Source organism: Streptosporangium sp. LJ11 (genome assembly GCF_051918945.1).
Lineage (GTDB): Bacteria > Actinomycetota > Actinomycetes > Streptosporangiales > Streptosporangiaceae > Streptosporangium.
This window is the reverse complement of the sequence record NZ_JBPXMB010000016.1, coordinates 81,613-94,805: the sequence shown is the minus strand read 5'-3', so window position 1 is coordinate 94,805 and position 13,193 is coordinate 81,613. Positions and strand designations below refer to the sequence as shown.

The following is a 13,193-nucleotide window of genomic DNA, read 5'->3' as shown; positions in this document are numbered from 1 at the left end:
CGAGGCAAGGAGTAGTGAGTATTCGATGACCGACGATGCCCGTACTTCCCATGAGGCGCACGATGCTGAGGGGCGTACGCCGTCGGACTTCACCGACGGCGGACACGGCACTCCCGAGTCCCGGCGCGCCGACTCCTCAGGCCCTGAGTTCTCCCGCCCGGAGTTCCTGCCCGCCGGGGAGGGGTCCTTCCAGGCGGAGCAGCCCCGGGACGACGGCTGGAGCCAGCTGGGCGCCCCGCCCGACCGCGCCCGCTGGGGCGGGCGGCAGGACCAGCCCGAGCTGTTCCGCCACGACGACAGGTATGACGACAGGGACGTGCCGCCCGGCGAGGGCGGCCGGGACCCCGGCTTCACCGGGGAGCACTGGGGTGACCCCTCGGGCAGGCCCAAGCACGACACGGCGGCCTTCGCCTCCCCGGCCGCGCCACCCCCGCCGCCCGCCCAGGCGTTCGGCATGGGACCGGGCTGGGCGCCGCCTCCGGGGAGCCTGGGGGCTCCCGGGAGCTTCGGCGGCCCGCCGCCCCCGCCCGTCCGGCGCGGGCCGCGTACCGCCACGCTGGTGATCCTCGCCCTGATGGTCGCGCTGCTCGCCTCCACGCTGGGCAGCGTCGGCACCTACCTCCTCACCAAGCCCGCGGGCTCGGGGCGCGACCCCTCCTTCAGCCTGGGAGGGGCGCCGACGGGTTCCAACGTCCGGCCCCCAGAATCCGTCGCGGGTGTGGCCTCGAAGGTCCTGCCCAGCGTGGTGTCGCTGGCGGTCGAGGGCGGAGCGAGTTCCAGCACCGGCTCCGGCTTCCTGATCAAGGGTGGCTACGTGGTGACCAACAACCACGTGGTGGCCAACGCCGAACCGAGCGGCCAGATCCAGATCCAGTTCAACAACCGCAAGTCCACCTCCGCCATCGTCGTGGGCACCGATCCCGAGTCCGACCTGGCCGTGGTCAAGCCCGCGGAGACCTTCGGCGCCCCCGAGATCACTCTCGGCAACTCCGACAACGTGGTCGTGGGCGATCCGGTCATCGCCATCGGATCCCCGCTGGGGCTGACCGGCACCGTCACCTCCGGCATCGTCAGCTCGCTCAACCGTCCCGTCCAGGCGGGCGAGGAGAACAGCTCCGAGGCGACCTGGCTCAGCGCCGTGCAGACCGACGCCGCGATCAACCCCGGCAACTCGGGGGGCCCGCTGGTCAACGTCAACGGCGAGGTCATCGGCGTCAACTCGGCGATCGCCACGCTCGGCAGATCGGTCGGCGGCCAGAGCGGCAGCATCGGCCTGGGCTTCGCCATCCCGGTGAACCACGCCCGGCGGGTCGCCCAGGAGCTGATCACCACGGGCAAGGCCAAGAAGTCGCGGATCGGCGTCGCCATCGACCCGACGTACCAGGGCGTCGGGGTGCGCATCGCCACCGAGTCCAGGCAGGGCGCCCAGCCGGTCGAGCCGAACGGTCCCGCCGCCCAGGCGGGGCTCAAGCCCGGAGACGTCATCCTGGAGGTCGAGGGTGTCGTGCTCCAGGACGGCAACGAGCTGATCGCCATGATCCGCAACAGGGCCCCCGGCGAGAAGCTCTCGATCAAGTACCAGCGTGGCGGCCAGGAGAACACCGCGACGGTGACCGTCGGCGCCGCCCCCGAGCAGCCCTCTCCCAAACCCTCCTGAGCGTGAGGGCGGGGCGCGTGCTCACGAGTGGGGGCGTTAGTGTGGAACCTCTCCGGCGTGTGGCCGGAGAGGAGCTTCTGGCATCCTCCCGGTAGGAGATCACCGTGTTCGGACTCGGCTGGCCTGAGATCGTGGCGCTGGTGGTGATCGCCCTTCTCGTCTTCGGCCCGGAGAAGCTTCCCCAGGCCGCCTCGCAGGCGGGCAAGACGCTGCGCAACCTGCGCCGGATGGCCAACAACGCGAGAGACGACCTGCGGACGGGCCTCGGGCCCGAGTTCGCCGACTTCGACCCGGCCGACCTCAACCCGAAGAACTTCGTCCGCAAGCACCTCACCGCCGACCTCGAGGACGACTGGAACGGCGCCTCGGCCACCACCGCCACCGCCGAACCGGCCGACCACGCGATGAGCGTCGCCGACGAGCTGGGCTACGGCGAGATCCCCCCGTACGACTCCGACGCGACCTGATCGCCGGACCTCGCCCGGTCTTCGGGTCTCATCCGGTTGACACGCGTCTCATACGGCCGACGGCGGCGCCCCGTAAGGGGCGCCGCCGTCGTCGTGCCGGGGGAGAGTCCGGACCGGCCGGGCCGGTCCGGGTGGAGCCGGTCCGTTTCCCCGGGGCGTGTGGCCGGTCCGGCGGGACGGTGGCCGACAGCGGCCGGGGCTCAGCCGCGCCGGGTGGGCGAGATGCCGAGCTGGAGGCCCTTGATGCTGCCCGACTTCTTGCTCAGGGAGGCGGCGATGCGGCTCAGCTCGGTGGCCGCGGGGGCGTCCGGGTCGGTCAGCACCAGCGGCTTGCCCTCGTCGCCGCCCTCGCGCAGGCGCATGTCGATGGGCACCTGGCCCAGGAGCGGCACGCGGGAGCCGAGGGTGCGGGTCAGCGCGTCGGCCACGGTCTGGCCGCCGCCCTCGCCGAAGACCGAGATCCGCTCGTCGCAGTGCGGGCAGGGCAGCCACGACATGTTCTCGATGACACCGGCGATCTGCTGGTGGGTCTGGACGGCGATCGATCCGGCGCGCTCGGCGACCTCGGCGGCGGCCTGCTGCGGGGTGGTCACCACCAGGAGCTCCGCCGACGGCATCCGCTGCGCCACGGAGATCGCGATGTCGCCGGTCCCCGGGGGCAGGTCCATCAGCAGCACGTCCAGGTCGCCCCAGTAGACGTCGGCCAGGAACTGGTGCAGGGCCCGGTCGAGCATCGGGCCTCGCCACACGACCGGGGTGTTGCCCTCGGGCTTGAACATGCCGACCGAGATGACCTTGATGTCATGCGCCACCGGCGGCATGATCATGTCCTCGACCTTGGTCGGGCGCTCGGAGATGCCGAGCATGCGGGGAACGCTGTGGCCGTAGATGTCGGCGTCGACGACGCCGACCTTCAGGCCGCTCGCGGCCATCGCGGCGGCGAGGTTGACGGTGACGGACGACTTGCCGACGCCGCCCTTGCCGGAGGCGACCGCGAAGACGCGGGTCAGCGAGCCGGGCTGGGCGAAGGGGATCTCCTTCTCGGGCCCCTTGTTGCCGCGCAGCTTGGTCTGCAGCGTCTTGCGCTGCTCGGCGCTCATGACGTCCATCTCGACGGAGACACCGGCCACTCCGTCGATCTTGGAGACCGCGCCGGTGACGTCCCGGGTGATGGTGTCCTTCATGGGACAGCCGGACACGGTCAGGAAGATCGCGACACGTACGGCTCCCTCGGGGGAGATGTCGACGCTCTTGACCATGTCGAGTTCGGTGATCGGCCGACGGATCTCAGGGTCGTTGACGGTCGCGAGGGCGGCCATCACCAGTTCCGGGGTAGGTGCCATCGAAGTGTCGGCAATCACGTCACCCGGGGGCGACGGGGGATGCCGTCCCTCCTTGTCTGTTATCGATGAGGCGTCTCACGGGCAGGACCTGCCCGTCGTGGCGCCCGTATGGCTTGGCAGGAGGCCGATCCCATCGGGGAACGGTCGGCGTCGTGAGTCCATGGTATGAACCCGGGGACACCGGAAGGAATTCCGAATCCGGCGACGATCACTGAATTCGGACAATTCGCTGTGTAGATGCGCGTGCAACGTTCTAAGGTTACTCCGTGACCCTCACGGCGGGCGAGTCAAGAGAGAGCCTCGGCTCGGCGGAGCTGGTGGTCTGGCGCATGCTCCAGCGGGCCCAGGTTCGCATCACCCGGGCCCTGGAGGCCGACCTGCTGGTCGAGCACGACCTGGCCCTGGCTTCGTACGAGGTGCTGTCGCAGCTGTCCGAGGCACCCGAGCGGCGGCTGAGGATGAACGACCTGGCCGACCGGGTGCTGCTCTCGCGCAGTGGCCTGACCCGGCTCATCGACCGCCTCCAGCGCGACGGCCTGGTCGAGCGTGAGACCTGCACGAGCGACGCGCGCGGCCTGTTCGCGGTCCTGACGGACGCGGGCGCCGCGCGGCTGGCCGAGGCCGGCCCCACCTACCTGCGCGGGGTCCGCGCCCAGTTCCCGGACATGCTCGACGCCGACGAGCTGCGGCGGTGCGCGGCCATGCTGACCAAGCTCTTCCCCGGCCCCCGGGCCGGCACCGACCCGTACTGAGCCGCGGGACCGGCACCGGTACCGGCCTGTCCTGAGTCGCACGGCCCCGTGCCGGCACCGGTCCTGCCCGGGTGGCAGGGTCCCGTCCGGCGCCGTCCATGCCGTCCATGCCGGCCTGTCGCGCCGGGCCGGGCCGTTCCGGCGCGGAGTGTCACCGAGGCGTTCCCGAGACGCGGCCGCGGGCTCTTCCGGGCGGCATGACGGTCTTCCGTCCCGCCGCGACCCGCCTCGGCCGTCCTGACCCTCCTCCGGACAAGGTCGTCGGGCGCCATGTCACATGCCAGACCCAGAGTGATGTCGAACGCATAAAGGATCTTGCCGGTTATACGGACACTCGTGGAGATTGCGGATATTCACGACTAGTGCGGAGGCTCGATGCCAACGTTACGAGCAGCCCTCACCGCCCTCATCGTGGTCGCGTCGGGTGTCACCCCGGCCCACGCGGCCGCCCAACCCACTCTCACCGTCGAGCGGGGACGGACCCAGCCGGTCTTCTCGTACGCCGACGCCGTCCGCGAGCACGTCTACGTCGAGTCGAGCGTCGACAGCGACGCCGACGGAAGGCCGGATCGGGTCCGGGTCGACATCATCAGGCCGAAGGAGTCCGGTCCCGGGCTCAAGGTGCCGGTGATCATCGACGAGAGCCCGTACTACGACAACTCCGGCCGGGGGAACGAGGCCGAGAGGAAGGTCTACGACGCCGCCGGGAACGTCACGAAATTCCCCCTGTACTACGACAACTACTTCGTGCCGCGTGGTTACGCCGTCCTCAACGTCGACATGATCGGGACCACCAGGTCCGAGGGCTGTCCCGACGTCGGAGGGCGGGCCGACGTGCTGGGCGGCAAGGCCGTCATCGACTGGCTGAACGGCCGCGCCACCGCCTACCGCGCCGACGGCACGCCCGCGGTCGCGGACTGGACCACCGGCAAGGCCGCGATGATCGGCAAGTCGTACGACGGCACGCTGGCCAACGCCGTGGCGGCGACCGGGGTGCAGGGACTGGAGACGATCGTCCCGATCTCGGCGATCAGCTCCTGGTACAAGTACCAGCGCTCCAACGGGGTGATCTACAACTACGACTACATGTCGTGGCTGGGCAACTACGTCGACAGCGAACCCACGGCCAAGTGCGCGGCCACCTGGGCGCGCCTGGACGCCGAGGACGGCGACGACACCGGGAACTACAACGGCTTCTGGGCCGAGCGCGACTACATCGCGGGCTCGCTGGCCGACGTCTCCAAGGTGCGTGCCAGCGTCTTCGCCGTGCACACGGTCAACGACCTCAACGTCATGCCCGACAACTTCTCCACGTGGTGGAAGGCCCTGGCCGACCGGAACGTGCCCCGCAAGATCTGGGTCGGGCAGTACCAGCACGTGGACCCCTTCGACTTCGAGGGGCGCCGTGACATCTGGGTCGACACGCTGCACCGCTGGTTCGACCACTGGCTGCTCGGCGTGCGCAACGGCATCATGCGCGAGCCCCGCGCCGACGTGCAGAGCAGCCTCGACCGCTGGACCACCCAGCACGACTGGCCCGCCCCGCTCGCCCTGAAGATCCCCTTCCGTCCCGCGGCCGACGGCTCGTTCGGCCTCGTACCGGCGAAGAGCGGTCAGACCGCCACGTTCACCGACATCCGCCAGTCCGAGGAGGCGATGGTCGCCGACGTCGGCACGGCCAAGCAGGGGAGGGTGGCCTTCACCACCGGCGCGCTGCCGCTGGACCTGCGCCTGTCCGGCACGCCCGTGGTGGACCTGCGCGTCGCGCTCGACAAGCCCACCTCGAACCTGACCGCACTCCTCGTCGACTTCGGCGAGGACACCCGGATCGACTGGCGGCGCGGCCAGGGCATCACCACGGTCACCGAGGAGAGCTGCCACGGCGAGAGCACGACCGACGACGACGCCTGCTACAAGCAGGTCGTCACCAACCGGGCCACCCGCCCGCTGGAGATCGTCGCCCGGGGCTGGATCGACGTGCAGAACCGCGACTCGCTCAGCACGCCCTCGCCGCTGCCCGCGGGCACCTACGGCAGGGTGAGCTGGGAGACGCTGCCGCAGGACTACGTCTTCAAGAAGGGGCACAGGCTGGCCCTCGTGATCGCGGGCACCGACTCGACCTACAGCGACGAGACGGCCACCGGCGCGAACGTCACCGTCGACCTGGCCGGGAGCAGGGTGCTCCTGCCGCTGGCGATCAGCACCCTGCGGAGCACCGACGTGCCGAAGGACACGACCAGGTGGAGCGGCCCGGGGCAGCTGGACCTGCCGGAGCCGGAGAACCGGTTCTTCTGATCCAGGAGTGATCTCCAGGAGCCTCTGATACTCGGGAGGCCCGCGGGGGGTGAGCCGGGCGTGGCGCCCGGTTCACCCCCCGTCCCGTGTCACCGGGTACGGCGCTCAGCCCGCGCGTCCGCCGGGCGGGGGGCCGGGCGGGGACAAACCCCGGCTCACGACTCCACGGCCTCCTGGGGCTCCTGGAGGTCCTCCTGCAGGCGTTGCAGCTCCGAGCGGATGTAGTCGCGGGTCGCCACCTCGCCGAGCGCCATCCGCAGGGCGGCGATCTCCCGGGTGAGGTAGTCCAGGTCGGCCTGGTTGCGCTCCGCCGCCCTGCGGTCGTGCTCGTTCTGGACCCGGTCGCGGTCGTCCTGCCGGTTCTGGGCGAGCAGGATCAGCGGCGCCGCGTACGAGGCCTGGAGCGACAGGATCAGCGTCAGGAAGATGAACGGGTAGGGGTCGAACTTCAGCGACTGTGGGGCGAAGACGTTCCACAGGACCCAGATGGCGACGAAACCCGTCATGTAGACCAGGAACCTGGCGGTGCCGAGGAAGCGGGCGATCCGCTCCGACAGCCGCCCGAACGCCTCGGGGTCGTAGTGGGGGCGCAACCGCGGGCCGGGCTGCCTGGGCTGGTCCAGGCGGTCAGGCATTCTCGCCCTCCCTCGGCCGGTCGTCCCGCTCACGCCAGTCGTCCGGCAGCAGGTGGTCGAGCACGTCGTCCACGGTGACGGCGCCGACCAGGCGGCCCGCCTCGTTCACCACGGGAGCCGCGACGAGGTTGTAGTTGGCCAGGTAGGAGGTCACCTGGTTCAGGCTGAACCCCGGCCTGATCGGGTCCAGGGAGGTGTCCAGGATGCCGCCGAGCAGGGTCGAGGGCGGCTCGCGCAGCAGCCGCTGGAAGTGGGCAAGGCCGAGGAAGCGGCCGGTGGGCGTCTCGACGGGCGGGCGGGCCACGTAGACCTGCGCGGCCACCGCCGGGGTGAGCTCGCGCTGGCGGATGTTGGCCAGCGCCTCGGCGACCGTCGCGTTCGGCGGCAGGACCACCGGCTCGCTCGTCATGATCCCGCCCGCCGTGTTCTCGGGGTAGATCAGCAGCCGCCTGACCGGCGCGGCCTCCTCGGGCTCCATGAGCGCCATCAGCGCCTCGGCCTGCTCGGCGGGGAGGTCCTGGAGCAGGTCGGCCGCGTCGTCGGGGTTCATCTCCTCCAGCACGTCCGCGGCCCGCTCGGGGGCGAGCCTGCTCAGGATGCCGATCTGGTCCCGTTCGGGAAGCTCCTCCAGCACGTCCGCGAGCCGTACGTCGTCGAGGGCCGCCGCCACCTCGACCCGCCGCTTGTCGGGCAGTTCGTGCAGGGCCCCGGCCAGGTCGGCGGCGCGCATCGACTCGAAGGCGACCAGCAGGTTGGCCGCGCCCTGGTCCTTCTGGACGGCGCCGAAGCCGCGGACCTCGCCCCAGTCGACGATCTTGGTCGCGCCGCGCCGGCGCAGTCCGATGCCGGGGGGACTCCCGACCACCGCGACCTTGGTGATCAGCCACTCGGAGCGCCTGGTCTCCTCCATGGCCAGATCCAGGACCGTCATCCGCTCGCCGTCGACCTGCACGCCGAGGTCGAGCAGCTCGGCGATGGCCAGGGTCTCGGTCGCCCGCTGCTCGAACCTGCGCATGTTGAGCTGGCCGCTGAAGACGACGGCGCCGGCCTTGGCGGACCGTATCCGGGTGATCGGCAGGAAGACCCTGCGCCGGGGCTGCACCTCGACGACCAGCCCGTGCACGTGCGGTGGCGCGCTGCCGGCGATGGCCACCACCACGTCGCGGACCCGGCCGATCTGGTCCCCGGCGGGGTCGAAGACCGGGGTGCCGGCGAGACGCGCGATGAAGATCCTCACATCTGAAGCGTAGGCCGCATCTCGGGCCGACCGGTCGCTGCCACGCATCCCGGCTCACAATCCGGAATCGGCTTGCTGTCCGATATCCCGACATGCCAGCATCAAACGTGCTTAACGGTAATTACAGAAACGGTGGGTCATGAGACGTGCAGGACTGCTGATCGCGCTCGCGTCCTCCCTGTGCTTCGCCTTCTCGGGACCCATGGCCAAATACCTGGGCGCGGCGGGACTGGCCCCGCTGGAGGCGGTCTGGGTCCGCATGGCGGGCGCCGGGCTGCTGCTCGTCGGCATCCTCGCGATCGCCCGCCCCTCGGCGCTGCGCATCCCCCGCTCGCGGCTGCCGTTCCTCCTGGCGTACGCGATGATCGCGGTCGCCGGCGTGCAGGCGCTGTTCTTCGCGGCGATCACCCGGTTGCCGGTCGGCGTCACCCTGCTGATCGAGTACACCTCGCCGGTGGTGGTGGTGCTCTGGGTGCGGTTCGTCCGGCGGGTACGGCTGCCGCGGGCGGCCTTCGTCGGTGCCGTCGTCGCCGTGGTCGGGCTCGGCATCGTGGTGGAGGTCTGGTCGGGTCTCGCCCTCGACCCGGTGGGACTGCTGCTCGCCTTCGCCGCGATGACGGGCTGCGCCGGATACTTCCTGCTCAGCGACAGCTTCGGCGACGACGTCGACCCGCTCGGCCTGATCGCCTGGGGCCTGCTCGGCGCCGCCGTGGCGCTCCTGCCGATCTCCCGGCCGTGGAACATCCCCTGGGAGGCGCTCAGCGGGACCGCCACCCCCGAGGGCGGCCACACGCTGCCGGTCGTCGGAGCGCTGGTCTGGCTGATCGTGGTCGCCACGGCCGCCGCCTACGTCCTCGGCGTTCTCGCGATCCGCCGCCTGTCGGCCGCCATCGGCTCCACGGTCGCCTCGCTGGAGGTCATCGCCGGGGCGGTGGTCGCCTGGATCCTGCTGGGCGAGGCGCTCGGGCCCTTCCAGATCGCGGGCGGCGTGATCGTCCTGGTCGGCGCCTACCTGGCCCAGCGGGCCACGGCCGCGCTGCCGGCGCCCGCACCCGTGCGAGAGGCCGGGGAACCGGCTCCCGTGGGGTGAGAAGGGATGAGCCGGGATATCGGGATGAGCCGGTAAGGGCGTCGCCGGATGGACCGGCGGCCGGCGGGGCCGTCCCGGACGGCGGCGGTCAGGCGGATTCGCGCGGGACGAGACGTATCACCTTGGAGGCCGCCGCCCAGCGCTCCAGGAGCCTCGTGCCGTCGGGGGCGTTGAGCCGCTCCTTGGCGAGCGCCGCGACCGCGTCGGAGGCCTTCGCCTGGTCCACCACCTCCACGGAGGCCTCGAAGGCCACCAGGTGCCCGCCGTTGTCCTTGCTGCGCAGCGTCACGCGCACCTCCCCGGCCTCGGCCAGCCCCGGCAACGGCTGCTCGCCCCCGCCGGTGACCAGGTAGATCGCGCCGTCGTGCCAGGTGTGCCAGGCCAGCCGGGGCCGGTCCAGCGACAGCCACAGGACGCTCGACTTCTTCGCGCCCTCCTCGATCACGCCCATGAGACGAATGTACGGCCTGTGCCCCCCGAATGGCGGTACAGGCCGTACACGCCGCGAGGTCAGCGCCGCGAGAGCCTCCAGGCGGCGGGGAGGAGCCCCGCCGCGACGACGATCTTGAGGGCGTCGCCCAGCAGGAAGGGCACCACGCCCAGGGCGAGGCCGGTGGCGAGATCCACCTGGGCGACGGCGACGAGGACCGGCAGGCCGAAGGCGTAGATGACCAGGTTGCCCAGGATCATCGTGCCGATCGTGCGCGGGACGGTGCGGTCGCCGCCGCGCTCGGCGAGCTTGCCGACGACGGCCGCCGCGGCGACGAAGCCGATGACGTACCCGAAGGACGCTCCGCCGAAGCCGGAGGCGCCGTCGGCGAACCACGGCACGCCCGCGACCCCGGCCAGCATGTAGAGCGCCATGCTCAGCACCGCGCGGTTCATGCCGAGGGCGGCGCCGACCAGCACGACCGCGAAGGTCTGGCCGCTGACCGGTACCGGCGAGCCGGGCAGCGGGAAGCTGAGCTGCGCCGCCAGGCCCGTCAGGGCGGCGCCACCGACCACGAGCGCGACGTCGCGGACGCGGGAGGCCGGGATGAGGTCGGACAGTACGGCGGGCCTGGCCACCGAAGAAGCGTTTGCCATGGTGCGTGTCTCCTTTGGCAGATTCTTGATGTCCATTCTTCTGACATCTCCGGCAAGGGTCCTACGAGATCATCGCCAAGAACGGGGCGGGGTCTTTGTGCGGACGCCATAACGTCCGTCCGGCCTGTCGTCCGTCCACCGACGGGCGTTAGCGTGTTCCCCATGCGTTCCCGACGATCGTGCCTCGCGGTGCCCGGCAGCAACCCCAGATTCCTGGAGAAGGCACAGGGGCTCCCCGCCGACGAGGTCTTCCTCGACCTGGAGGACTCCGTCGCGCCGCTCGCCAAGGAGGGCGCGCGCAAGAACATCGTGGCCGCCCTGCGCGAGGGCGACTGGTCGGGCAGGACGAGGGTCGTCCGGGTCAACGACCTCGGCACCCAGTGGACCTACCGGGACGTCATCGAGGTCGTGGAGGGCGCGGGGGAGTTCGTCGACTGCCTGATGCTGCCCAAGGTGGAGGACGCGGCCCAGGTGATGTGGCTCGACACGCTGCTCACCCAGATCGAGAGGGCGAACGGCCTCCCGGTCGGCCGGATCGGCATCGAGGCCCAGATCGAGAACGCCAGGGGCCTGGTCAACGTGGACGCCATCGGCGGCGCGTCCCCGCGCCTGGAGACGCTCGTGTTCGGCCCGGCCGATTTCATGGCCTCGATCAACATGCGGACCCTGGTGGTCGGGGAGCAGCCGCCCGGCTACACCGAGGGCGACGCCTACCACTACATCCTGATGCGGATCCTGATGGCCGCCAGGACGCACGACCTGCAGGCCGTCGACGGCCCGTACCTGGCGATCAGGGACCTGGACGGCTTCCGCCGCGTGGCGGGGCGGGCGGCGGCGCTCGGATTCGACGGGAAGTGGGTGCTGCACCCCTCCCAGATCGAGATCGCGAACGAGGTGTTCTCGCCGCCGCAGGAGGACTATGACCACGCCGAGCTGATCCTCGACGCGTACGAGTACTACACGACGGTCGAGAGGCGCGGCGCGGTCATGCTCGGCGACGAGATGATCGACGAGGCGTCCAGGAAGATGGCGCTGGTGGTCGCGGCGAAGGGCAGGGCCGCAGGTCTGCGGCGCACCACGGCCTTCACCCCGCCTACAGCTTGACCCCGATGGTGGTGAAGAACCAGAACGACGAGGTCAGCCAGAGGCCGGTCAGGGCGACGAAGGTCAGCCCGCCGAGGACCGGGAGGGTCCAGCCGGGCAGGCCCCGCTTGGGAAGCGACAGCATCTTCGCGGTGAAGACGCCGTAGAAGAAGCAGCCGAGCAGCGAGTGGATCATCACGCGCGGCACGTCGAACTGGGTGCCCAGCGCGTACAGGCAGTGGAGCGCCACCGGGATCGTCAGGATGAACGCCACCCGCCCCGACCAGCGGTGCAGGGTCCCGATCCACGGCACGTCCAGCTTGATCCGGCCCCACATGACCAGTGCCGAGAAGAGCTGGACCAGTGCCAGCAGGAACGCGCCGGTGGTGAGCCAGGCCTTCATGGCCAGCGCCCCGGAGAACCCGGCCAGGCCGATCGCGTACCCGGTGGGCGCGTGGACCCGCCCGTAGACGCCCAGCCCGACCGCGACCAGCCCGCCGACGACGAGCGGGACGAGGAGCGGCGCGAGGTTGTTCGGCTGCCGGTGCTGGACAGGTGTGATCTGTGTGTCACTCATCAGAACCCCTCGATGAACTCGTCGACGTCCTGCGGATCGACTTCCACGCCGTTCACGACGGCGTTCTCGCCCGGCTCGGGGATCGGCACGTCGGCGACCTTGTCGCCCACGAGGGTGAGGCCGACCCTGGTGCCGTCGTCGAGGTAGATCCATCCGGCGCGGACGTTCGCGCCGCGGACGAGCGCGGTCGCCCGGTAGAGGCCGGAGGGCTTCTTCACGGTCGGAGCCTTGAAGCTCCACTTCCTGCCGCCGAAGCCGAGGGTCCCCGCGGCCTTGCCGCCGCCGAGCTGGGCGGTGAGCGAGGCCTTGCCGTGGCCGGACAGGGTGACCTTGCCGTCGGCGGCCTTGCCCTTCATCCAGGCCTCGATCTTGCCGTCGCAGAAGTAGCCGACCGCCTTGCCGTTCCTGATGGAGATGGCGATCAGCCCGCCGTTGCCGGTGACCCGCCCGGCGTAGTCGGCCTTGACGGGGGTGGGCTTGGCCGTCTTGACGACCTCCGGCTCCGGTGTCGGCGACGCCACCGTGGTGGCCTGGGCCACCGGAGGGGGTGCGTCGTCCTGCGCGTTGACGGTCTGTGTGGCGGGTGAGGTGGTGGCGCTGGCCACGCCGAGGGCGACGGCCATCACCGCTCCTGCCGCCAGTGTGTATACGGGCCCCAGCCGTGTCATATCTGCTCCCTGGGGTGGTGGGTTGTGAAGTCAGGTGTACACGCCGTCGTTCCGGGAGTCTGTGAACTAATCCGCACACGGGTGGACGAAGCCGGATTCTTCTCGAAGAGCTTATGGCCGAAGAGGTCATGCCCCGCGACGCCGGGAGGGTGGGAGCGGGGCTGCCGGCGCCGAGGTGCTCCCGGGCTCGCGGGCCGTCCGGGCCCCGCGACGGGAGATTCAGGGGGATCTTCCAGTGGCTGATGTTTTTGAAATTTAAAGGATAAAGCCGGACAATTCCGGCGCTGGGCTGATAAATCTGAC

General features: G+C 70.7%; 13 protein-coding genes. 6 read left to right on the top strand and 7 right to left on the bottom strand.

Annotation, left to right across the window (positions count from 1 at the left end; all coding sequences use genetic code 11):
• Positions 1 to 25: 25 nt before the first annotated feature.
• Both ACTOQ3_RS23700 and ACTOQ3_RS23695 read left to right on the top strand, forming a co-directional pair.
• Positions 26 to 1,657, top strand: coding sequence for a S1C family serine protease (locus tag ACTOQ3_RS23700; protein WP_440085530.1), 1,632 nt, complete (start codon positions 26 to 28; stop codon positions 1,655 to 1,657).
• A 104-nt stretch (positions 1,658 to 1,761) separates the two neighbouring features.
• Positions 1,762 to 2,124 carry a sec-independent translocase gene (locus tag ACTOQ3_RS23695; RefSeq protein ID WP_440085529.1) on the top strand — a complete coding sequence of 121 codons (363 nt, stop codon included), beginning with the start codon at positions 1,762 to 1,764 and terminating at the stop codon, positions 2,122 to 2,124.
• Between the two features lie 200 nt (positions 2,125 to 2,324).
• Here the strand turns inward: ACTOQ3_RS23695 and ACTOQ3_RS23690 are convergent, their stop codons facing one another.
• Complete coding sequence (locus tag ACTOQ3_RS23690; protein ID WP_440085528.1) at positions 2,325 to 3,467, bottom strand: Mrp/NBP35 family ATP-binding protein; 1,143 nt, start codon at positions 3,465 to 3,467, stop codon at positions 2,325 to 2,327.
• A 266-nt stretch (positions 3,468 to 3,733) separates the two neighbouring features.
• Here ACTOQ3_RS23690 and ACTOQ3_RS23685 point away from each other — a divergent pair, with 266 nt between their 5' ends.
• Positions 3,734 to 4,219, top strand: a complete 486-nt coding sequence (locus ACTOQ3_RS23685; protein ID WP_440085527.1) for a MarR family winged helix-turn-helix transcriptional regulator — start codon at positions 3,734 to 3,736, stop codon at positions 4,217 to 4,219.
• A 375-nt stretch (positions 4,220 to 4,594) separates the two neighbouring features.
• Positions 4,595 to 6,514 carry a Xaa-Pro dipeptidyl-peptidase gene (locus tag ACTOQ3_RS23680; RefSeq protein ID WP_440085526.1) on the top strand — a complete coding sequence of 640 codons (1,920 nt, stop codon included), beginning with the start codon at positions 4,595 to 4,597 and terminating at the stop codon, positions 6,512 to 6,514.
• 155 nt (positions 6,515 to 6,669) lie between these two features.
• Here the strand turns inward: ACTOQ3_RS23680 and ACTOQ3_RS23675 are convergent, their stop codons facing one another.
• Together ACTOQ3_RS23675 and ACTOQ3_RS23670 are read right to left on the bottom strand one after the other, a co-directional pair.
• Positions 6,670 to 7,149: a DUF1003 domain-containing protein gene (locus tag ACTOQ3_RS23675; RefSeq protein ID WP_440085525.1), complete on the bottom strand. Its 480-nt coding sequence runs from the start codon at positions 7,147 to 7,149 to the stop codon at positions 6,670 to 6,672.
• On the bottom strand, positions 7,142 to 8,386 hold the full coding sequence (locus tag ACTOQ3_RS23670) for a magnesium transporter MgtE N-terminal domain-containing protein (protein WP_440085524.1): 1,245 nt from the start codon (positions 8,384 to 8,386) through the stop codon (positions 7,142 to 7,144). The genes ACTOQ3_RS23675 and ACTOQ3_RS23670 overlap by 8 nt, the downstream gene beginning before the upstream one ends.
• A gap of 139 nt (positions 8,387 to 8,525) precedes the next feature.
• Here ACTOQ3_RS23670 and ACTOQ3_RS23665 point away from each other — a divergent pair, with 139 nt between their 5' ends.
• Positions 8,526 to 9,476 (top strand): EamA family transporter, encoded by a 951-nt coding sequence (locus ACTOQ3_RS23665; RefSeq protein WP_440085523.1) that lies wholly within the window; start codon positions 8,526 to 8,528, stop codon positions 9,474 to 9,476.
• A gap of 88 nt (positions 9,477 to 9,564) precedes the next feature.
• On the opposite strand, the gene ACTOQ3_RS23660 is transcribed toward ACTOQ3_RS23665, so the two are convergent.
• Together ACTOQ3_RS23660 and ACTOQ3_RS23655 are read right to left on the bottom strand one after the other, a co-directional pair.
• Positions 9,565 to 9,927, bottom strand: a complete 363-nt coding sequence (locus ACTOQ3_RS23660) for a hypothetical protein (protein WP_440085522.1) — start codon at positions 9,925 to 9,927, stop codon at positions 9,565 to 9,567.
• 59 nt (positions 9,928 to 9,986) lie between these two features.
• Positions 9,987 to 10,562 (bottom strand): biotin transporter BioY, encoded by a 576-nt coding sequence (locus ACTOQ3_RS23655; RefSeq protein ID WP_440085521.1) that lies wholly within the window; start codon positions 10,560 to 10,562, stop codon positions 9,987 to 9,989.
• Between the two features lie 162 nt (positions 10,563 to 10,724).
• Between ACTOQ3_RS23655 and ACTOQ3_RS23650 the strand changes: the two genes are divergently transcribed.
• On the top strand, positions 10,725 to 11,666 hold the full coding sequence (locus ACTOQ3_RS23650) for an HpcH/HpaI aldolase/citrate lyase family protein (protein WP_440085520.1): 942 nt from the start codon (positions 10,725 to 10,727) through the stop codon (positions 11,664 to 11,666).
• Here ACTOQ3_RS23650 and ACTOQ3_RS23645 read toward each other — a convergent pair.
• Together ACTOQ3_RS23645 and ACTOQ3_RS23640 are read right to left on the bottom strand one after the other, a co-directional pair.
• Positions 11,656 to 12,222 (bottom strand): DUF6529 family protein, encoded by a 567-nt coding sequence (locus tag ACTOQ3_RS23645; RefSeq protein WP_362685373.1) that lies wholly within the window; start codon positions 12,220 to 12,222, stop codon positions 11,656 to 11,658. The two genes, ACTOQ3_RS23650 and ACTOQ3_RS23645, sit on opposite strands and share 11 nt — an antisense overlap.
• Complete coding sequence (locus tag ACTOQ3_RS23640; RefSeq protein WP_440085519.1) at positions 12,222 to 12,845, bottom strand: hypothetical protein; 624 nt, start codon at positions 12,843 to 12,845, stop codon at positions 12,222 to 12,224. The genes ACTOQ3_RS23645 and ACTOQ3_RS23640 overlap by 1 nt, the downstream gene beginning before the upstream one ends.
• Between the last annotated feature and the right edge of the window lie 348 nt (positions 12,846 to 13,193).

Excerpts from the sequence above, each read along its gene's own strand:
- ACTOQ3_RS23700 (WP_440085530.1), top strand. The coding sequence starts at position 26 with ATGACCGACGATGCCCGTACTTCCCATGAGGCGCACGATGCTGAGGGG.
- ACTOQ3_RS23690 (WP_440085528.1), bottom strand. The coding sequence starts at position 3,467 with ATGGCACCTACCCCGGAACTGGTGATGGCCGCCCTCGCGACCGTCAAC.
- ACTOQ3_RS23680 (WP_440085526.1), top strand. The coding sequence starts at position 4,595 with ATGCCAACGTTACGAGCAGCCCTCACCGCCCTCATCGTGGTCGCGTCG.
- ACTOQ3_RS23675 (WP_440085525.1), bottom strand. The coding sequence starts at position 7,149 with ATGCCTGACCGCCTGGACCAGCCCAGGCAGCCCGGCCCGCGGTTGCGC.
- ACTOQ3_RS23665 (WP_440085523.1), top strand. The coding sequence starts at position 8,526 with ATGAGACGTGCAGGACTGCTGATCGCGCTCGCGTCCTCCCTGTGCTTC.
- ACTOQ3_RS23660 (WP_440085522.1), bottom strand. The coding sequence starts at position 9,927 with ATGGGCGTGATCGAGGAGGGCGCGAAGAAGTCGAGCGTCCTGTGGCTG.
- ACTOQ3_RS23655 (WP_440085521.1), bottom strand. The coding sequence starts at position 10,562 with ATGGCAAACGCTTCTTCGGTGGCCAGGCCCGCCGTACTGTCCGACCTC.
- ACTOQ3_RS23650 (WP_440085520.1), top strand. The coding sequence starts at position 10,725 with ATGCGTTCCCGACGATCGTGCCTCGCGGTGCCCGGCAGCAACCCCAGA.
- ACTOQ3_RS23645 (WP_362685373.1), bottom strand. The coding sequence starts at position 12,222 with ATGAGTGACACACAGATCACACCTGTCCAGCACCGGCAGCCGAACAAC.
- ACTOQ3_RS23640 (WP_440085519.1), bottom strand. The coding sequence starts at position 12,845 with ATGGCCGTCGCCCTCGGCGTGGCCAGCGCCACCACCTCACCCGCCACA.